Genomic DNA, 18,750 nt, shown 5'->3' with positions numbered 1-18,750 from the left:
CTGAAAGGGTAGGGGCGCTGGTCAAATCGCCACATGACTGTGGGGAAACAGCAGGTCGACAAAACGCTCTGCCACCGGTTGCGGCTCATGGTTGGCCAGCCCGGCGCGCTCGTTGGCTTCGATGAATACATAATCCGGCTGGTCTGCCGCGGGCACCATCAGGTCGAGGCCGACCATCGGGATGTCGAGAGCGCGGGCGGCGCGCACGGCGGCGTCGACCAGGGTTGGATGGAGGATCGCGGTGACGTCTTCCAGGGTGCCGCCGGTATGCAGATTGGCGGTACGTCGCACGAACAACCGCTCGCCAGCTGGCAGAACGGTGTCGTAGTGGTAGCCGGCACTTTGCAGGGTACGTTCGGTTTCGTGGTCCAGCGGGATCTTGCTTTCGCCATGGGTGGCGGCCTGGCGCCGCCGGCTTTGCGCCTCGATCAGGGCCTGAATCCTGTGCTGGCCGTCGCCGATGATCTCTGCCGGACGGCGAATCGCCGCTGCCGCCACTTCGAAGCCAATGACTAGGATGCGCAGGTCGAGGCCTTCGTGGAAGCTTTCCAGCAGCACCCGACTGTCGAAGGCACGGGCGGCGTCGATGGCCTGCTGCACCTCGTCGATCTGCTGCAAATCCACCGCCACGCCCTGGCCCTGCTCGCCGTCCAGCGGCTTGACCACCACCCGTTGATGCTCGTCGAGAAACGCCAGGTTGTCGTCGGCATTGCCCGCCAGTTGCTGCGCGGGAAGATTAAGACCGGCGGCCTTGAGCACTTTGTGGGTCAGGCTTTTGTCCTGGCACAGGCTCATGCTGATGGCGCTGGTCAGGTCGCTGAGGGATTCGCGGCAACGCACCCGGCGCCCACCGTGACTCAGAGTGAACATGCCGGCCTGGGCGTCATCGACCTGCACATCGATGCCGCGCCGGTGGGCTTCCTCGACAATGATTCGCGCGTAAGGATTGAACTCGGCTTCGGGTCCCGGGCCGAGGAACAGCGGCTGATTGATGCCGTTCTTGCGCTTGATGGCGAAGGTCGACAGCGTGCGAAACCCCAGCTTGGCGTAAAGCTGCTTGGCCTGGCGGTTGTCGTGCAACACCGAGAGGTCGAGGTAGCTCAAGCCACGACTCATGAAATGCTCGATCAGGTGACGCACCAGCACCTCGCCGACCCCGGGCCGCGTGCACTGCGGATCGACCGCCAGGCACCAGAGGCTGCTGCCGTGCTCCGGGTCGTGGAACGCCTTGTGATGATTGAGACCCATGACGCTGCCGATCACCGCGCCGCTGTCTTCGTCCTCGGCCAGCCAGTACACCGGCCCGCCATGGTGACGGGGTGTCAGGCGTTCGGGGTCGATCGGCAGCATGTTGCGCAGTTGGTACAGCCGGTTGATCGCTTGCCAGTCCGTCGCGCTCTGGGCACGGCGGATGCGAAAACCGCGGAACACCCGGGTCGCCTGGCGATAGTCGCTGAACCACAGGCGCAGGGTGTCGGAGGGGTCGAGAAACAGCTGCGTCGGTTCCAGCCCCAGCACCTGCTGGGGTGCGGCAACGTAGAGGGCGATGTCACGCTCGCCGGGTTGTTCGTGGGCCAGTTCACCGGCCAGGCTCGCCGCGTCGGGAAAGGTGTGGCCGATCAGCAAGCGCCCCCAGCCGCAATGCACGGCAATCGGCTCGCCGCTGCTGTTGCCGTCTTCGGCAAAACGCGCCTGCAGGCGTTCATAGGACGGCGCTTGGCCGCGCAGCAAGCGCTGGTTGAGGGCTGTGGCGTGAGGTTTCATTGATCAGATTCCTTGTTCGCTGAGCCACAGGTTCAGCGCCGCCAGTTGCCACAGCTTGGAGCCGCGCAGCGGGGTCAGTTGGCCCTGCGGGTCGGTGAGCAGGCGATCGAGCATCGCCGGATTGAACAGGCCACGGTCCTGGCTTGGGTCGAGCAGCAACTCGCGCACCCAATTCAGGGTGTCGCCCTGCAAATGCTTGAGCCCGGGCACCGGGAAATAGCCTTTCTTGCGGTCGATCACCTCGCTGGGGATCACCAGCCGCGCCGCTTCCTTGAGCACTTGCTTGCCACCGTCCGGCAGCTTGAATTTGCCCGGCACCCGGGCGGACAACTCCACCAGGCGGTAGTCGAGAAACGGCGTGCGCGCCTCCAGACCCCAGGCCATGGTCATGTTATCCACACGCTTGACCGGGTCGTCGACCAGCATCACCGTGCTGTCCAGGCGCAGCGCTTTATCCACAGGCGCTTCGGCGCCGGGCTGGGCGAAATGCTCGCGGACGAAGTCACCGGCCGCATCATGGTCGGTCATCCACTGCGGTTGCACCGTGGCGGCGTAGTCCTCGTAACTGCGGTCGAAAAACGCCTGGCGATAGGCCGCGTATGGATCGCTTGCGGCATCTACCTGCGGGTACCAGTGGTAGCCGGCAAACAGTTCGTCGGCACCCTGACCGCTTTGAACCACCTTGCAGTGTTTGGCCACCTCACGGGACAACAGATAAAAGGCAATGCAGTCGTGGCTGACCATCGGCTCGCTCATCGCCCGAAAGGCCGCCGGCAATTGCTCGATGATTTCTTTTTCGTCGATGCGCAGCTGGTGATGGCGGGTGCCGTAGTGCTTGGCGATCAGGTCGGAATACTGGAATTCGTCGCCGCGCTCGCCGCCGGCATCCTGAAAGCCGATGGAAAAGGTCGACAGATCCTCAACGCCTACTTCACGCAACAGCCCCACCAGCAGGCTCGAATCGACGCCGCCGGACAGCAGCACACCAACGTCCACCGCTGCCCGTTGACGAATCGCCACGGCTTCGCGGGTGCTGTCGAGAACCCGGTCACGCCAGTCTTCGAGGGTCAGATTCTGCTCGTCGGCGCGTGGGCCGTAGGGCAGGGTCCACCAGGTTTTCTGCTCGGTGCGGCCGTCGGCCTCGATGCGCATCCAGCTCGCTGGCGGCAGTTTTTCAATGCCGGCCAACAGGGTACGCGGCGCCGGCACCACGGCGTGGAAGTTCAGGTAGTGGTTCAGCGCGACGGGATCGAGAATCGGCGTGATGTCGCCGCCCTTGAGCAGCGCCGGCAAGGCTGAGGCGAAGCGCAGGCGCTGATCGGTGCGCGACAGGTACAGCGGCTTGACCCCGAGACGATCGCGGGCGATGAACAGGCGCTTGGCATCGCGCTCCCAGATGGCAAAGGCAAACATGCCATTGAGTTTCGGCAGCAGCGCTTCGCCCCAGGCGTGGTAGCCCTTGAGCAGAACTTCGGTGTCGCCACCGGAATGGAACGCATAGCCCAGGCCTTCCAGCTCGGCGCGCAATTCCGGGAAGTTGTAGATCGCGCCATTGAAGGCCAGGGACAGGCCCAGGACGTTATCGATCATCGGCTGCGCCGATCCGTCCGACAGGTCCATGATTTTCAGGCGGCGATGGCCCAGGGCAATCGGCCCCTGGCTATGAAAACCCCAGGCGTCGGGGCCACGAGGTGCCAGATGATGGGTGATGCGTTCGATGGCCGCCAGGTCGGCCGGTTGAAGATCAAAACGTAACTCGCCAGCTAATCCGCACATGTAGTCCAAGCCCTTTTTTTCGGCATGTGTGTCGCTACTGGTGGCTTAGGTGTACCGCTGATTGCAGCATTTGCACTCTGTACGGCTTTTCAGGCGGCACCTGCTTGCGCAGCGCGCTCGACCAGTAGCGTTATGCACCGAACCGGGCGGCATTTGCGTGCCGCCACGGCTGATGGTCTGGGTTTTTCGAGTGACCGGGCGCCGCGATCGTTCAATAAAATTTACCAACGGTCGTGGCTTGGCGGGCTTTTTTCACTGAAAGGACACTACTGCCGGCGTAAAACCCGGATAATCGCGCCCATTCAGTTTCGCTAGACTTTTTTGGTAATCCCTTATGGAAATCAAGGTTAATTTTCTCGACAACCTCCGACTTGAAGCCAAGTTCGATGACTTCACGGTGATTGCCGACCAACCGATTCGCTACAAGGGTGATGGCTCGGCTCCAGGGCCGTTCGATTACTTCCTGGCCTCGTCGGCCCTGTGTGCGGCGTACTTCGTGAAGCTGTACTGCAGCACGCGCAACATTCCCACCGAGAACATCCGGCTGTCGCAGAACAACATCGTCGACCCGGAAAATCGCTACAACCAGATCTTCAAGATCCAGGTTGAACTGCCGGCCGATATTTCCGACAAGGACCGCCAGGGCATCCTGCGATCCATCGACCGCTGCACGGTGAAAAAAGTGGTGCAGGCCGGGCCGGAGTTCGTTATCGAAGAGGTGGACAACCTCGACGCCGATGCTCAGGCGCTGCTGATGCCTAACTCGGCGGCGGACGCCAGCACCTTCATCGTCGGCAAGGACCTACCGCTGGAGCAGACCATCGCCAACATGTCGGGCATCCTCGCCGACCTGGGGATGAAGATCGAAATCGCTTCATGGCGCAACATCGTGCCCAACGTCTGGTCGCTGCATATCCGCGATGCCCATTCGCCGATGTGCTTCACCAATGGCAAAGGCGCCACCAAGGAAGGCGCACTGGCCTCTGCCTTGGGCGAGTTTATCGAGCGGCTGAACTGCAACTTCTTCTATAACGATCAGTTCTGGGGCGAAGACATCGCCAACGCGGCGTTCGTGCATTACCCGGACGAGCGCTGGTTCCAGCCAGGTCGCAAGGATGAACTGCCGCCAGAAATCCTCGATCCGCACTGCCTGAAGATCTACAACCGAGATGGCGAGTTGCGTGGCTCGCACCTGTTCGACACCAACTCAGGTAACGAAGAGCGGGGCATCGTGTCCTTGCCGTTCGTGCGCCAGTCCGATGGCGAAGTGGTGTATTTCCCGTCGAACCTGATCGAAAACCTGTTCCTGAGCAACGGCATGAGTGCCGGCAATACCCTGGCTGAAGCCCAGGTGCAGTGCCTGTCGGAGATCTTCGAGCGGGCGGTGAAGCGCGAAATCATCGAAGGCGAGTTCGCCCTGCCGGACGTACCGCAGGAAGTGCTGGCCAAGTACCCGGCGATTCTTGCCGGGATCCAGGGGTTGGAGGAGCAGGGCTTCCCGGTGCTGGTCAAGGATGCTTCGCTGGGCGGTGAATTCCCGGTGATGTGCGTGACCCTGATGAACCCGCGCACCGGCGGTGTATTCGCCTCGTTCGGCGCGCACCCGAGCCTGGAAGTGGCGCTGGAACGCAGCCTCACCGAATTGCTTCAGGGCCGCAGTTTCGAGGGCTTGAACGATTTGCCGCTGCCGACCTTCGAAGGCCACGCGGTGACCGAGCCGAACAACTTCGTCGAGCACTTCATCGACTCCAGCGGCGTGGTCTCGTGGCGCTTCTTCAGCGCCCAGTCGGATTACGAGTTTGTCGAGTGGGACTTCACCAGCGAAGGCGAAAACTCCAACGCCGAAGAAGCCGCGACCCTGTTCAAGATTCTCGAAGACATGGGCAAGCAGGTGTACATGGCGGTGTATGAGCACTTCGGTGCCACGGCCTGCCGGATCCTGGTGCCGGACTATTCGGAAATCTATCCGTTGGACGACCTGATCTGGGACAACACCAACAAGGCGCTGTTCTTCCGTGCCGACATCCTCAATCTGCACAGCCTCGACGACGCCGAACTGAAGGCCCTGGGCGAGCGCCTGGTGGAAAGCGAGCTGGACGATTACACCGACATCACCACCCTGATCGGTATCGAGTTCGACGACAACACGGCCTGGGGCCAGTTGACCATCCTCGAGCTGAAACTGCTGATCTACCTCGCCCTGCAACAGTTCGAAGAGGCGAAGGACGCGGTGGAAGCCTTCCTGCAGTACAACGACAACACCGTCGAGCGCGGCCTGTTCTACCAGGCAGTGAACGCAGTGCTGGAGATGGAGTTGGACGAAGACCTGGAGCTGGCGGACTACGAGGTCAACTTCCGTCGTATGTTTGGCAACGAGCGAATGGACGCGGCGATTGGTTCGGTCAACGGCAGCGTGCGCTTCCATGGCCTGACGCCAACCAGCATGAAGCTCGAAGGGCTGGATCGGCACCTGCGGTTGATCGACAGCTACAAGAAACTGCATGCGGCACGGGCCAAAGTCGCGGGTGTTTGACGGCTGTAGGCGCTGGCTTGCAAGCGACAGGGGGCTCTGCGGTGTGTCAGAAACAGGAATAGCATTTTGAAATTTCACCCTGTCACCGCCACAGAAATCCCCGAGGTCCTGACCTTCGTTCAACAGGTCCGCGCCGAGTTGTTTCCCAAGCTCAGCGCCAGCGGCCTGCCGGCTGATCTGGCGCATTTCGAGGCGGTCTATCTGCGCGGTGACGGGCGGTTTCTGGTGGCGCGGGTCGACGGGCTGATCGTCGCCACGATCGGCTACCTGCCGTACGACGGACGTTTCCCCCAGCTGGATTATCGCGGCCGCAAAGTGGTCGAGGTGGTTCGGCTGTTCGTCCTGCCGGCTTACCGACGAGTCGGTCTGGCGGCGCAGTTGTACGGCGCCTTGCTGGCCCTGGCCCAGGCGGACGGCGTGCAGGTGGTCTACCTGCACACCCATCCCTTCCTTCCCGGCGCCATTGATTTCTGGATTCGCCAGGGCTTCGCGATCATCGATGTCGAGGCTGATCCGCTGTGGCAGACCACCCATATGGAATTCCAACTGGCGACTATTGAGCCTGCTGGTGCTGCAACAGACGGCTGAAACGCTCGGTGGCACGCTTTGGCAAGGCTGACGGGATTTCGGCTGGCTGGGTGGTGGTTGGACCGACCTGGATCAGCATCACCATGCCCATGGCCAGATGCGGGGTGCATTGGATGCCATACAGGCCAGGGATGTCGAAAACCTGCTCGATCTCCTGATTGATTTTGCCCTTGAACGCAGTAGCCCCTGCCGGCAGTAGCCCCGCGACCGAAGCGGCGTTGTGCCCGCTTTGGCTGGGAATGAACCTGACACTGTCACCGGGCTCGATACGCAGGTAATCCGGCTCGTAGACCATGCTGCCAGCGGCACCACGGGTGAGCATTTTCACTTCAAAAGTTTGCGCCTGCAGGGCCGAGCAGAACAGGGCGCTGGCGAGCAGCACGGGTAAGGATAGAGAGCGCATGTCGAGTCCTCGATTGATCAGGTGGCGCGCAAGCGCAGGATCTGCGCGCCATCGAATGGGTCCGTGAGGTAGTGGGCCTGTACGCCGAAGGTGGCGTGCAAACGTTGTGGCGTGAGCACTTCCAGGGGCTTACCGAGCGCCACCAGCCGTCCACGGTCGAGGATTGCCAGGCGGTCGCAGGTCAGGGCCTGGTTGAGGTCGTGCAGCACGATCAGGCTGGTAACGGGCAGCGCCTGCACACCCTTGAGAATCGTCAGTTGATGCTGGATGTCGAGGTGGTTGGTCGGCTCGTCGAGCAGCAGGATCTGCGGACGCTGGGCGAGGGCCCGGGCGATATGCACGCGCTGGCGCTCACCCCCGGACAGACCACGCCAGATGCGTGTGCTCAGGTGCGTGGCGTCGACATCGTGCAGGGCCTGGCGGACGATCGCCTCGTCCTCCCGGCTCCACGGGCTCAGGGCCGACAACCAGGGCGTGCGGCCGAGCGCGACGGCGTCGAAAACGCGGATCGCGTCGTCGGTGTCGGCCTGTTGCTCGACCACCGCCAGGCGTTGCGCAATGCTGCGGCGCGAAAGTTTTTCCAGCGGCTGGTCAGCCAGCCACACACCGCCGGCTGACGGCGTGCGCAAGCCGGCCAACAGCTTGAGCAAGGTGGACTTGCCGGAGCCGTTGGACCCGACGACGCCGAGGGTTTCGCCGGGGTGCAGATCGAGATGGATATCCTGCAGCAACTCGGCGTCACGCACCTTGAAGGACAGACCTCGGCACCTCAGAACGGGGGCGCTCATCGGGCGCTCCTGCGGCCGATCAGGATCAGCGCAAACACCGGCGCACCGACCAGCGCGGTGATCACCCCGACCGGAATCACCTGGCCCTTGATCAGGGTGCGTGACAGCACGTCGGCGGCAATCAGAAACAACGCGCCGGCCAGGGCACTGGCGGGCAACAGGCGCGAGTGCCCGGTGCCGAGCAGCAGGCGCACGGCGTGGGGAATTACCAGACCGACAAAACCGATGGAGCCGACAATGGACACCATCACTGCCGTCACCAGCGCCGCGCACCCCACCAGCACCAACTGCACCCGGCGCACCGGTATGCCGAGTGATGCGGCTGAATCGCTGCCAAAGGCAAAAGCGTCCAAGGCACGTCGGTGCAGCAGGCACAACACCAGGCCCGCGACTGCCACCGGCACCGCCAGCCACACCGACGGCCAGCGCACCCCGCTGAGGTTGCCCAGCAGCCAGAACATGATGCCCCGCGCCTGTTCGGAGCTGGCCGATTTGGTGATCAGGAACGCGGTGATGGCGTTGAACAACTGCGAGCCGGCAATGCCCGCGAGGATGATTTGCCCAGTGCCACGGCTTGAACCGCTGAGTCGCGCCAGCAAAATCACCAGGGCGAACGCAGCCATGGCGCCGACGAAGGCGCCGACCGACAAGGTCAGCATGCCGGCGCCGACGCCGAGCAGAGCCACCAACACCGCACCGGTCGAGGCTCCGGCACTGACGCCCAGCAGATACGGATCAGCCAGGGGATTGCGCAACAACGACTGCAGAATCACCCCGCAGGTGGCCAGGCCGGCACCGCAGGCCGCCGCGACCAGGGCGCGGGTCAGGCGATAATTCCAGACGATGCCTTCGTCGATCGGGTCCAGCGCGTAGCCGGCGGCCCACAGTTTGTTTGCCAGCACCTGGAACACCACGTGAAGCTCGATGGCGGTTTCACCGATGGCCACGCCGGCGATGACAGCTGCCAACAGCAGCGCCATGGCCGATAAGCTTCGAATCAGGCTCGCAGTCATTGCGGCAGGTTAAAGCGGTCGATGGCCTCGGCCAGTTGCTGCAGGCCGTCGAAGGTGCGCACGCTGGCCTGCATGGCCATCGCATCAAGCACGATGATGCGGTTGTTTTTCACCGCGTCCATGTTGCGTGTCACCGGGTCGCTGCGCAGAAACGCCAGTTTCTTTTCATGGTCATCGGCGGGGAAGCGGCGGCGGTCCATGCGCGCGATGACCAGGAAAGTCGGATTGGCCTTGGCGATGGTTTCCCAGCCGACCGTCGGCCATTCCTCGTCGGACTCGACCACGTTACGCACGCCCAACGTCGTCAACATGAAGTCGGGAACGCCCTTGTGGCCGGCCACATAAGGATCGATGTCCATGTCGGCGCTGGAGAACCAGACCAGGGCACTGAGCGGCGGGTGCTTTTTCTCGTGGGCCTTGGTAATCGATTGGGCGAGGCTGGCCTTGAGCTCGTCCGTCAGTTGGGCGCCGCGCTCGCGCACATCGAAAATCTCGGCGAGCTGCTCAATGCCCTTGTAGATGCTCTCGATGCGGAACGGCGCCAGGCGCGTACCGTCAGCGCCCACCAGGTTGTCCTTGGCTTCACAGTCTGAAGGCAGCAGGTAGGTGGGAATTTTCAGCTCATGAAATTGCTCGCGAGTGCCGACCACGCCTTGCGGACCGACCATCCATTCCAGCTCAACCGTCACCAGTTGCGGGCGCTTGCCGATCACCGCTTCGAAACTGGGATCGTTGTCCGCCAGGCGCTCGATCTTGTCGTTCTGCGCCTTGTACACCGGCAACACGTTGTTGAACCACAGCGACGTGCCGAGCACTTTGTCGCTCAGGCCCAGGGCGTAGAGCATTTCGGTACCGGCCTGGCCAATGGTCACGGTGCCGCTGGGCGCATGCTGGAAGGTCAGGCTGCTGCCGCAGTTTTCGAGGGTCAGTGGGTACTGGGTCGGGGTGGCCTGGGCCAGGGCGCAAAGAGCCATACCGGCAACGAGGGTCGAAAGGCGGGGCAACAGCATGGGGCAATCTCCATTTGAACCGTACAGGCAACAGCAGGGATACGGTTTGGAAACACACCCTCGAACACTGCGTTGAACACAGGGCAAGACCGCGCGACAAGGAAACTGGCGGGCAGCAGGGATGTCCTTCCCGGACACCCCGCCGGTTAGTGATTTTGCTTGGCCGGCAGGTCTCCTGACTCATGCGTCGTTGCCGCACCCCAGCCTTCCCGGAAATGATCCAGTGGCAGTTGTGGAGTGGGCTCGGCATCTACAGTTGCGGGGGCAGTTCCGATTGACACCGGGTGTGGTGTTTCGGATTCCCTATTAATCCCCTGGGGGACCGGCGGCGCTATGGTAGTCGATCACGGCACCGGGAGGAAATGCGCGGGCTGCCAACTAGGGCAGGCGCGGCGGATGGAAGTTGCTGTCGATGAGCGACTGGACGATTTCGATCGAGCCATTGATGGCGAACTGAGCGCCCATGCACACCAGCAAAAAGCCCATCAGTCGGGAGATTGCGTCGATCCCGGACTCGCCGGTTATGCGCATGATCAGCCCCGAGCTGCGCAGGCAGATCCACAGGATCAGCGCGGTGAACAGGAAGATTAGCGCAGGGGCGGCCATTATCACCCAGGCCGGGAACATCGTGCTGTGCTTGATCGTTGCCGCAGAACTGATGATCAAGGCAATGGTGCCGGGGCCGGCGGTGCTGGGCATAGCCAGCGGGATCAAGGCGAAGCTCTCCTTTTCCTTGACGTCATGGTCGGTCGTCGGTGGTGCGGGCGGTGGAAACAGCATCTTCATGCCCATGACGATCAGGATTCCACCCCCGGCTATGCGCAAACCGGGGATGGAGATGTTGAAGGCATCCATGATCAGTTCGCCGGTGTAGTAGGTCAGCGTCATGATCAGGAAGACATAGAAGGCCGTCAGCCGCGCCTGTTTATTCTTTTGCCGTTGGTTGAGTCCTTTACTCAGGGCGAGGAACAGCGCCACGGTGGTGGGCGGGTTGAGCAACGGCAACAACGCCAGCAATCCCAGGGCAATCGCGTTGAATAAATCACTCATGGGCGATTATGGGTTGGTCGAGGTTTTGATTTTCAGGATCTCGGTGTAGATCGCCTCGACCGTCTGCCCCACCTGCAGCTTCTTCATGCGCTCTTGAAGCTGCGGGTCCTCGACCTTGACCACCCTGACCTTGCCTTCTGGAGGCATCAAGGTCACTTCATGGGTCTTCAAATCGATCTGGGTAATCTTCGAGGTGACCTTGACCTGGCGTACCGCCTCGCCGCCGGGATTGGGGTTGTCTTTGGTGGCGCGAATGGTCATGGCTTCATCGCTGACTTTGGGTGCACCCCCCACCTGGGTGTCGAGTACATAGGCCACCGAGCGCAGCACCTGGATGTCGACGTTATCTCCGACTTTCAGGTTGGGCAGGGCTTTGGCTTGATCGGTCAGTTGCAGGGGAATCGGCTGCTTGTTGAGGCCTTCGATGGTGACCTGATAATTCGCCGCATCGACTGCCAGCACTTTCGTCACGAAGTGGCCTTCCATCGCGGTACTGCCCAACGGAATATCAGCCGCCTGGGCACTGATGCCGGCAGTCGACAGGAGAGTGGCAAACGCGACACGCAAGGCGAAGGATTTGACGGATTTCATGAGCTTGGTTTCCCTGTGATAGCTGACGGACACGCCCAAGAATAGTCGGTGTTCGGCAACTTGCCTGGTGACCTTATCGATTGAATTGCCGAGCATTTCGCCCTGCATGGGACTGTCTGCTATCTGCGATTTCACTGAGTTAAGTCAGCGAGCGATAGCCGGGCAGGCGATTAAACTTGAACTATTCTGATTTCGAACGGGCGCGCGCGGAGCAGCGACCGCAGTCGACCATCACAGCACTCACGTGGTGCGTACGCGCTGTTTTTGTTTTTCGGGAGGGGGGCGTCGTGCTCGACTACATTGCGCTGGGCATTCTTTTTTTTGCGGCAATCGTGTTGTTCTACGGGATTATCGTGCTGCACGACATTCCCTACGAAATTGCCGTACACCGCAAACATCCGCATCAGGACGCTATTCATGCAGCAGGTTGGGTGAGTCTGTTCACCCTGCATGCGTTGTGGCCGTTCCTGTGGATCTGGGCGATGTTGTACCGGGAGGATCGCGGCTGGGGATTTCGCACGGATCCCGAGCAGTTGAAACTCGATGCGGAGCTGGTCAAGGAGCTGGCTGAACTGCGCCAACGGGTGCAGCGCCTGGAAGGGAAGACGCAGTCCGATGACTCTTCTATAGAAGGACGGCAATAAACCATGGACTTATTACTGATCCTGACCTACACCGCCATCTGCGTGGCAATCTTCAAGATTTTCCGTATTCCCCTGAACAAGTGGACGGTGCCGACCGCCGTGTTGGGCGGCGTGGTGTTGATTGGCGCGCTGATCTTCCTGATGAACTACAACCACCCGTATTCGGAGGTGGCGCGTTCGTACTTCGTCTCGGTGCCGATTATCCCGACCGTGACGGGCAAGGTGATCGAGGTGCCGGTCAAGGGCAACGAGCCGCTGAAAACCGGGGATGTGCTGTTTCGCATCGACCCCGAGCCGTTCCAGAACCGCCTCAAGTCGCTGAAAGCCCAGCAAATCTCCGCACGGGCTGATTTGTTCCGAATCAACGAACTGATCAAGCGCAACTTCGGTACGCGGCGCGAGCTGGATGCGGCCCAAGCCCTGGTGGACGACCTGCAGGGGCAGATCGACAACGCCCAGTTCGATTTGGACAACACCACCGTACGGGCACCGAGCAAGGGTTTCGTGACCCATGTTTCGCTGCGTGCGGGGATGATGGCGACCAAGTTTCCGCTGCGTCCGTCGATGGTCTTCATCCCGGAAGAGGGCCAATACTTTGCTGCCTGGATGCGCCAGAACAGCTTGCTGCGCCTGGTGCCGGGCGATGAGGCGGAGGTCGCCTTCGACGGCATTCCCGGACGAGTGTTTACCGGTAAGGTGAAGAATGTCATCAGTGTGATAGGCGAGGGGCAGATCCAGCCATCCGGCACCTTGCTCAGCTACACCGGATCGCCACCACCGGGTCGGGTGCCGGTGATCATCGAGATCACTGACCCGGATTATCCGGAGTACGCCAAGTTGCTACCCGGTGGCTCATATGGTCAGGCGGCGCTGTACAGCCAGCACTTCCACCATGTGGCGATCATGCGCAAGATACTGCTGCGCATGGCCGCCTGGATGAACTACATCTTCCCGTTCCATTGACAGATGAGGGGGGGAGACCGGCACTGGTCGGCTCCCCCTCGGTCATTCTCGCGATTCTTCACAAGTCCCTGAACAACGCTGACGGGCGCTACACATCCTCCACACTTAGGGGCCAGACCCATGAACCTTGCGGACTCGCCGTCGCCAAGTCCCGAGCCGGGGCGCATCGTGCGCAAGACCGGCGTCAACACCGGCTGGAACCGCTGGCTGCCCGGATTTCGCACCTTGCGCGAGTACCAGATCGCCTGGTTGCGCCACGACATCCTCGCCGGTCTGGTGCTGACCACCATGCTGGTGCCCGTGGGTATCGCCTATGCGGTGGCATCCGGGTTGCCTGGCATCTATGGCCTGTATGCGACCATCGTGCCGCTGATTGCCTATGCCCTGTTCGGTCCCAGCCGGATTCTGGTGCTGGGCCCGGACTCGTCGCTGGCGGCGGTGATCCTCGCCGTCATCCTGCCGCTGTCCGGTGGTGATCCGCAGCGCGCCGTGGCCCTGGCGGCGGCGATGGCGATTGTCTCAGGCGTGGTGTGCATCCTCGCCGGCATTGCGCGTCTGGGTTTTATCACCGAGTTGCTGTCCAAGCCGATTCGCTATGGCTATATGAACGGGATTGCCCTGACCGTATTGATCAGCCAGTTGCCGAAGATGTTCGGTTTCTCCATCGAGTCCGAAGGCCCACTGACCAACCTCTGGTCCATTGCCACGTCAATAGTCGACGGCAAGAGCAACTGGATCACCTTTGCGGTCGGCGCCACGACCCTGGCGGTGATCCTGCTGCTCAAGGGCAACAAACGCATCCCCGGCATCCTCATCGCCGTGGTCGGGGCGACGGTCGCTGTCGGCGTGCTGGATCTGGGGGCGAGTGCCGGGGTCTCGGTGCTCGGCGCGTTGCCCCAGGGCTTGCCGGCATTCGCCATTCCCTGGATTACTCGCGAAGACCTGGTCCCGGTGTTGATTGGTGGCTGCGCGGTGGCGCTGGTTTCATTCGCCGACACCAGCGTGCTGTCAAGAGTCTACGCGGCGCGCACCCGCAGCTACGTCGACCCCAACCAGGAAATGGCCGGTCTGGGCTTTGCCAACCTGGCGGCCGGGTTCTTCCAGGGCTTTCCCATCAGCAGCAGTTCGTCGCGGACCCCGGTGGCCGAAGCCGCAGGCTCGAAAACCCAGTTGACCGGGATCGTTGGTGCTTTGACGGTGGCCTTGCTGCTGATGGTGGCACCGAACCTGTTGCAGCACCTGCCCAATGCCGCACTGGCGGCGGTGGTGATTGCCTCGGCGATCGGCCTGATCGAAGTCGCCGACCTGCGGCGTATCTATCGCATCCAGCGCTGGGAGTTCTGGCTGTCGATTGTCTGCACCATCGGCGTTGCGGTGTTCGGTGCGATTGAAGGGATCGCCCTGGCCATCGTGCTCGCCGTGATTGAGTTTCTCTGGGATGGCTGGCGTCCCTATTCCGCGGTGCTGGGGCAGCCCGACGGGGTCAAGGGCTACCACGATATCCAACGTTATCCACAGGCCAGTTTGATCCCCGGGCTGGTGCTGTTCCGTTGGGATGCGCCGCTGTTTTTCGCCAACGCGGAACTGTTCAACGACCGTGTGCTGGACGCCGTGGCCGCCTCGCCGACGCCGGTACGCTGGCTGGTGGTGGCCGCCGAACCGGTGACCAGCGTCGACGTGACCTCAGCCGATGTGCTGGCGGAACTGGACGAAACCCTGCATGCAGCGGGCATCAAGTTGTGCGTGGCCGAGATGAAAGACCCGGTCAAGGACAAGCTCAAGCGCTTCGGCCTGTTCGCCCGTCTGGGCGAAGCGGCGTTCTTTCCCACAATTGACGATGCGGTCAGCAACTATCTGGCGCTGTATCCCGGCGACCGCCAGCACTGAAATCATTGGCCGGCCTTGCCCCTGATCAATTGGCGCAAAGCGAAGCGATTGGGGTGACAGGCCTCAGCCACACCGCGCGGCAGCGGCAACGGTTCGTTGTCCAGCCAGGCGGCCAGCAATTCGCCGGACAGCGGCGCGGTGATCAAGCCGCGCGAGCCGTGGCCGCTGTTGGCGTAGAGGCCTTCTAGCCACGGGCAGACGATGTCCGGAACCTGCCGCGCATCTCGGGCCAGGGCTGCATAGGCCTCTATGAAGGCCTGGCGATCGGCGAGCGGGCCAACGATGGGCAGGTAGTCCGGGCTGGTGCAGCGAAAGGCGGCCCGGCCTTGTAACTGCTGCGGATCGAGTTGATCGGCGTGCAGACGCGTCACCAGGTCAGTGGATATCTCTTTGAGCATTTCCAGGTTGCCTAGGTGTTCGGCGGTGGTCGGCGTCAGATCGTCGCTGTGGAAATCGAAGCTGGCGCCCAGGGTGTGTTCGCCCAAGCGGGCCGGAGCGACGTAGCCTTCGGCGCAGACCACCGTGGAAAGGCACTGGCTGTCGGCGGTTTGCGGCAGGCGGGTGATTTGCCCGCGAATGCGCTTGAGCGGCAGTTCGGCGCTTTGCGCGAAACGCTTGATTTCGGCGGCGCCGGCGAGGACCACCAACGGCGCGCTGGCCAATAAGCTCTCGCCGTCCCAGGCTTGCCACTGATCATCGACCTTGCGTAACTCCACGGCCTCGCGGTGACTCAGCAACTGCACGCTGGGGTGGGTCGCCTGCCATTGGCACAGCGCTGGCGGGTGCACCCAGCCGCCTTCCGGGTAGAACAAGCCGCCGTGCTCCAGGGCTACGCCTGCGCGGGCCTCGGCCTGCTGTTGATCAAGCTGATGCACCAGATCGGCGGGGAAGGCCGCTGCCAGTTGCGCCTGGCGCTCGGCTTCCTTGGCGTTGAACGCCAGTTGCAGCACGCCGCAGTCGTCCCAGTCGCTGCCGCGTTGCAGGTGTTCGAGCAGACGGCGGGTATGGCCGAAACCGCTGACGATCATCTGTGACAGGGCGGTGCCATGGGCCGAAAGCTTGAGGTACAGCACGCCCTGAGGATTGCCCGAGGCTTCCTGGGCCAGATCGGCATGACGCTCCAGCAGGCTGACCTGCCAGCCACGGGCTGCGAGGCTGGCGGCGCTGGCGCAACCGGCCAGGCCGGCACCGATCACCAGCGCGCGACGTTCACCGCGCCATGGCGCCGGGCGGGTGAACCAGGGTTTGGCGCTGGCGGCGGGCGGGATGTCTTCGGGCCAGCCAAGAAACGCCCCGCGCAGGATCTCCCATTTATGACCGATGCCCGGCGTGCGGCGCATTTTGAATCCCGCGGCATTGAGCAGGCGGCGTACCCAGCCGGTGCTGGTGAAGGTGCTGATGGTCGAGTCGGGGGCTGCCAGGCGCGCCAGTTCGGCGAACAGTTCGGCGGTCCACATGTCCGGATTTTTTGCCGGGGCGAAGCCATCGAGAAACCAGGCGTCGACCTGGGCATCGAGTTGCGGCAATTGCTCCAACGCATCACCGATCAACAGGGTCAGGGTCACGCGCCCGTTATCCAGCACCAGTCGCTGGAACCCCGGGTGGATCGCCACGTACTGCGCCAGCAGTTGATCGGCGAAAGGTTTGAGCTGCGGCCAGAGCGCCAGCGCTCGCTGCAGGTCGGGTGGGCTCAGCGGGTACTTCTCGACGCTGATGAAATGCAAGCGCGCACCGGCCACGACCTGTTGCTCGAACAGTTGCCAGGCACAGAGAAAATTCAGCCCGGTGCCAAAGCCAGTTTCGCCAATCACCAGCTTTTCGTTTGCCTTAAGTGCGGCAAAGCGTTCACTCAAGCGGTTCTGCTCGATGAACACGTAGCGGGTTTCGTCAAGGCCCGACTGATCGGAAAAGTACACGTCGTCGAACACCCGCGAACGCGGGCGGCCTTGGTCGTCCCAGTCGAGTTGGGCGTGGGGCAGTGCAGGATTCATGGCAGGCTCGGTGTGGGCAAGGCGGGCATTCTAGCTGATCGCGAAGAACGTCAACGATGACGCGGGCATTTTGAATAAACGCGGCGCTCTCGAGTTTTTCGCGAGCGGGCTCGCTCCTACAAAAAGCAGAGCAGCATTGCGCACACGAGGGCCATCAATCCGCTAGTCTTGAGCCATCTTGGAAGGGAGTCAGCCATGTTCGAATCCGCCGAAATCGGTCACGTGATCGACAAAGAAACCTATGAGGCCGAAGTCCCGGCGCTGCGTGAAGCCCTGCTCGAAGCTCAGTTCGAATTGCAGCAGCAAGCGCGCTTTCCGGTGATCGTGTTGATTAACGGCATCGAAGGCGCCGGCAAGGGCGAGACGGTCAAGTTGCTCAATGAATGGATGGATCCGCGGCTGATCGAAGTGCGCACCTTCGACCAGCAAACTGACGAAGAGCTGGCGCGGCCACCGGCCTGGCGCTATTGGCGGATGCTCCCGGCCAAGGGCCGCATGGGGGTGTTTTTCGGCAACTGGTACAGCCAGATGCTGCAGGGGCGGGTCCACGGCCTGTTCAAGGACGCAGTGCTCGATCAGGCGATCACCGGAGCGGAGCGCCTGGAAAAACTGCTGTGCGACGAAGGTGCGCTGATCTTCAAGTTCTGGTTCCACCTGTCCAAGAAACAGATGAAGGCGCGCCTCAAGTCGCTGCAGGACGATCCGCTGCACAGCTGGCGCATCAGCCCGCTGGACTGGCAGCAATCGCAGACCTACGACAAGTTTGTGCATTACGGCGAGCGGGCGATCCGCCGCACCAGTCGCGACTATGCGCCGTGGCACGTTATCGAAGGGGTCGATCCCTATTACCGCAGCCTGGCGGTCGGCAAGATTCTGCTCGAGGGCCTGCAGGGGGCGCTCAAGCGCGCCAAGCTCAAGCCGGAGAAGGTCAGCGCCGCGCCATTGACCACCAGCGTCGACCATTTCAGCCTGCTGGACAGCCTCGACCTCAACCAGCGCCTGGACAAGAAAGACTACGAAGAGCAACTGATTACCGAGCAGGCCCGCCTGGCCGGCTTGTTGCGTGACAAGCGCATGCGCCGGCACGCGCTGATCGCGGTGTTCGAGGGCAACGATGCCGCCGGCAAGGGCGGGGCGATCCGCCGTGTGGCGGCGGCGCTGGACCCGCGTCAGTACAGCATCGTGCCGATTGCCGCGCCGACCGAGGAAGAGCGTGCGCAACCTTACCTGTGGCGCTTCTGGCGACACCTTCCAGCGCGCGGAAAATTCACCATCTTCGACCGCTCCTGGTACGGCCGGGTGCTGGTGGAGCGCATCGAAGGTTTCTGCACCCAAGCCGACTGGATGCGCGCCTACAGCGAGATCAACGACTTTGAAGAGCAGATCAACGCCTCCAATGTGATTGTGGTGAAGTTCTGGCTGGCCATCGACAAGCAGACCCAGCTGGAGCGTTTCCAGGAACGCGAGCAGATCCCCTTCAAGCGCTTCAAGATCACTGAGGACGACTGGCGTAACCGCGAGAAGTGGGACGACTACCGCACGGCTGTGGGCGACATGGTCGACCGCACCAGCACCGAGGTCGCGCCCTGGACGCTGGTGGAGGCCAATGACAAGCGCTGGGCTCGGGTCAAGGTGTTGCGCACCATCAACCGCGCCCTGGAAGCAGCGTTCGAGAAATCCGACCGGCATGCCAAAAAGCACAAGGACGACAAGAAGTAGTTCGATGGGTTTGCATACGCGAGGTGAATG

General features: G+C 62.2%; 15 protein-coding genes and 1 riboswitch. Of the genes, 6 read left to right on the top strand and 9 right to left on the bottom strand.

Annotation, left to right across the window (positions count from 1 at the left end; all coding sequences use genetic code 11):
• Window positions 1–21 precede the first annotated feature (21 nt).
• Together ngg and KW062_RS21725 are read right to left on the bottom strand one after the other, a co-directional pair.
• On the bottom strand, window positions 22–1,764 hold the full coding sequence (ngg, locus tag KW062_RS21730; protein WP_105753784.1) for an N-acetylglutaminylglutamine synthetase: 1,743 nt from the start codon (window positions 1,762–1,764) through the stop codon (window positions 22–24).
• A gap of 3 nt (window positions 1,765–1,767) precedes the next feature.
• Entirely contained in the window at window positions 1,768–3,540 is a 1,773-nt protein-coding gene (locus tag KW062_RS21725; RefSeq protein ID WP_105753783.1) for an N-acetylglutaminylglutamine amidotransferase, read from the bottom strand.
• A gap of 334 nt (window positions 3,541–3,874) precedes the next feature.
• Between KW062_RS21725 and KW062_RS21720 the strand changes: the two genes are divergently transcribed.
• The gene (locus KW062_RS21720) at window positions 3,875–6,073 is read left to right on the top strand and encodes an OsmC domain/YcaO domain-containing protein (RefSeq protein ID WP_105753782.1); all 2,199 of its coding nucleotides are present in this window, start codon (window positions 3,875–3,877) and stop codon (window positions 6,071–6,073) included.
• 66 nt (window positions 6,074–6,139) lie between these two features.
• Window positions 6,140–6,661, top strand: a complete 522-nt coding sequence (locus KW062_RS21715) for a GNAT family N-acetyltransferase (protein ID WP_256350833.1) — start codon at window positions 6,140–6,142, stop codon at window positions 6,659–6,661.
• On the opposite strand, the gene KW062_RS21710 is transcribed toward KW062_RS21715, so the two are convergent.
• The 6 genes from KW062_RS21710 to KW062_RS21685 form a co-directional block, all read right to left on the bottom strand.
• On the bottom strand, window positions 6,627–7,064 hold the full coding sequence (locus KW062_RS21710) for a pseudoazurin (RefSeq protein WP_027620070.1): 438 nt from the start codon (window positions 7,062–7,064) through the stop codon (window positions 6,627–6,629). The genes KW062_RS21715 and KW062_RS21710 overlap by 35 nt on opposite strands.
• 17 nt (window positions 7,065–7,081) lie before the next feature.
• Window positions 7,082–7,852 carry an ABC transporter ATP-binding protein gene (locus KW062_RS21705; RefSeq protein ID WP_027620071.1) on the bottom strand — a complete coding sequence of 257 codons (771 nt, stop codon included), beginning with the start codon at window positions 7,850–7,852 and terminating at the stop codon, window positions 7,082–7,084.
• Window positions 7,849–8,865, bottom strand: coding sequence for a FecCD family ABC transporter permease (locus KW062_RS21700; RefSeq protein ID WP_033866313.1), 1,017 nt, complete (start codon window positions 8,863–8,865; stop codon window positions 7,849–7,851). The genes KW062_RS21705 and KW062_RS21700 overlap by 4 nt, the downstream gene beginning before the upstream one ends.
• Complete coding sequence (locus tag KW062_RS21695) at window positions 8,862–9,875, bottom strand: ABC transporter substrate-binding protein (RefSeq protein ID WP_033866314.1); 1,014 nt, start codon at window positions 9,873–9,875, stop codon at window positions 8,862–8,864. The genes KW062_RS21700 and KW062_RS21695 overlap by 4 nt, the downstream gene beginning before the upstream one ends.
• A gap of 148 nt (window positions 9,876–10,023) precedes the next feature.
• Window positions 10,024–10,217, bottom strand: a riboswitch (cobalamin riboswitch).
• A 36-nt stretch (window positions 10,218–10,253) separates the two neighbouring features.
• Window positions 10,254–10,925, bottom strand: a complete 672-nt coding sequence (locus tag KW062_RS21690) for a MarC family NAAT transporter (protein WP_027620074.1) — start codon at window positions 10,923–10,925, stop codon at window positions 10,254–10,256.
• A gap of 6 nt (window positions 10,926–10,931) precedes the next feature.
• The gene (locus tag KW062_RS21685) at window positions 10,932–11,516 is read right to left on the bottom strand and encodes a hypothetical protein (protein ID WP_027620075.1); all 585 of its coding nucleotides are present in this window, start codon (window positions 11,514–11,516) and stop codon (window positions 10,932–10,934) included.
• Between the two features lie 287 nt (window positions 11,517–11,803).
• On the opposite strand from KW062_RS21685, the gene KW062_RS21680 reads away from it, so the two are divergent.
• The 3 genes from KW062_RS21680 to KW062_RS21670 all read left to right on the top strand — a co-directional run bounded on the left by KW062_RS21680 (window position 11,804) and on the right by KW062_RS21670 (window position 15,010).
• A complete protein-coding gene (locus KW062_RS21680; protein ID WP_027620076.1) occupies window positions 11,804–12,160 on the top strand; it encodes a DUF3302 domain-containing protein in 357 nt (118 codons plus the stop codon).
• Between the two features lie 3 nt (window positions 12,161–12,163).
• Complete coding sequence (locus tag KW062_RS21675) at window positions 12,164–13,123, top strand: HlyD family secretion protein (RefSeq protein ID WP_027620077.1); 960 nt, start codon at window positions 12,164–12,166, stop codon at window positions 13,121–13,123.
• Window positions 13,124–13,243: 120 nt separating this feature from the next.
• The gene (locus tag KW062_RS21670) at window positions 13,244–15,010 is read left to right on the top strand and encodes a SulP family inorganic anion transporter (protein WP_027620078.1); all 1,767 of its coding nucleotides are present in this window, start codon (window positions 13,244–13,246) and stop codon (window positions 15,008–15,010) included.
• Between the two features lie 2 nt (window positions 15,011–15,012).
• Here KW062_RS21670 and mnmC read toward each other — a convergent pair whose 3' ends face one another.
• Window positions 15,013–17,001: a bifunctional tRNA (5-methylaminomethyl-2-thiouridine)(34)-methyltransferase MnmD/FAD-dependent 5-carboxymethylaminomethyl-2-thiouridine(34) oxidoreductase MnmC gene (gene mnmC / locus KW062_RS21665; protein ID WP_027620079.1), complete on the bottom strand. Its 1,989-nt coding sequence runs from the start codon at window positions 16,999–17,001 to the stop codon at window positions 15,013–15,015.
• Window positions 17,002–17,196: 195 nt separating this feature from the next.
• On the opposite strand from mnmC, the gene pap reads away from it, so the two are divergent.
• Window positions 17,197–18,720 (top strand): polyphosphate:AMP phosphotransferase, encoded by a 1,524-nt coding sequence (gene pap / locus KW062_RS21660; RefSeq protein WP_027620080.1) that lies wholly within the window; start codon window positions 17,197–17,199, stop codon window positions 18,718–18,720.
• Window positions 18,721–18,750 lie beyond the last annotated feature (30 nt).

This window comes from Pseudomonas fluorescens (assembly GCF_019212185.1).
Taxonomy (GTDB): Bacteria; Pseudomonadota; Gammaproteobacteria; order Pseudomonadales; family Pseudomonadaceae; genus Aquipseudomonas.
Note: the sequence above shows the minus strand (reverse complement) of the source record. Positions and strands in the feature narration are given on the sequence as shown.

Excerpts from the sequence above, each read along its gene's own strand:
- KW062_RS21710 (WP_027620070.1), bottom strand. The coding sequence starts at position 7,064 with ATGCGCTCTCTATCCTTACCCGTGCTGCTCGCCAGCGCCCTGTTCTGC.
- KW062_RS21675 (WP_027620077.1), top strand. The coding sequence starts at position 12,164 with ATGGACTTATTACTGATCCTGACCTACACCGCCATCTGCGTGGCAATC.
- pap (WP_027620080.1), top strand. The coding sequence starts at position 17,197 with ATGTTCGAATCCGCCGAAATCGGTCACGTGATCGACAAAGAAACCTAT.
- KW062_RS21705 (WP_027620071.1), bottom strand. The coding sequence starts at position 7,852 with ATGAGCGCCCCCGTTCTGAGGTGCCGAGGTCTGTCCTTCAAGGTGCGT.
- KW062_RS21700 (WP_033866313.1), bottom strand. The coding sequence starts at position 8,865 with ATGACTGCGAGCCTGATTCGAAGCTTATCGGCCATGGCGCTGCTGTTG.
- mnmC (WP_027620079.1), bottom strand. The coding sequence starts at position 17,001 with ATGAATCCTGCACTGCCCCACGCCCAACTCGACTGGGACGACCAAGGC.
- KW062_RS21685 (WP_027620075.1), bottom strand. The coding sequence starts at position 11,516 with ATGAAATCCGTCAAATCCTTCGCCTTGCGTGTCGCGTTTGCCACTCTC.
- KW062_RS21725 (WP_105753783.1), bottom strand. The coding sequence starts at position 3,540 with ATGTGCGGATTAGCTGGCGAGTTACGTTTTGATCTTCAACCGGCCGAC.
- KW062_RS21695 (WP_033866314.1), bottom strand. The coding sequence starts at position 9,875 with ATGCTGTTGCCCCGCCTTTCGACCCTCGTTGCCGGTATGGCTCTTTGC.
- ngg (WP_105753784.1), bottom strand. The coding sequence starts at position 1,764 with ATGAAACCTCACGCCACAGCCCTCAACCAGCGCTTGCTGCGCGGCCAA.
- KW062_RS21720 (WP_105753782.1), top strand. The coding sequence starts at position 3,875 with ATGGAAATCAAGGTTAATTTTCTCGACAACCTCCGACTTGAAGCCAAG.
- KW062_RS21690 (WP_027620074.1), bottom strand. The coding sequence starts at position 10,925 with ATGAGTGATTTATTCAACGCGATTGCCCTGGGATTGCTGGCGTTGTTG.
- KW062_RS21670 (WP_027620078.1), top strand. The coding sequence starts at position 13,244 with ATGAACCTTGCGGACTCGCCGTCGCCAAGTCCCGAGCCGGGGCGCATC.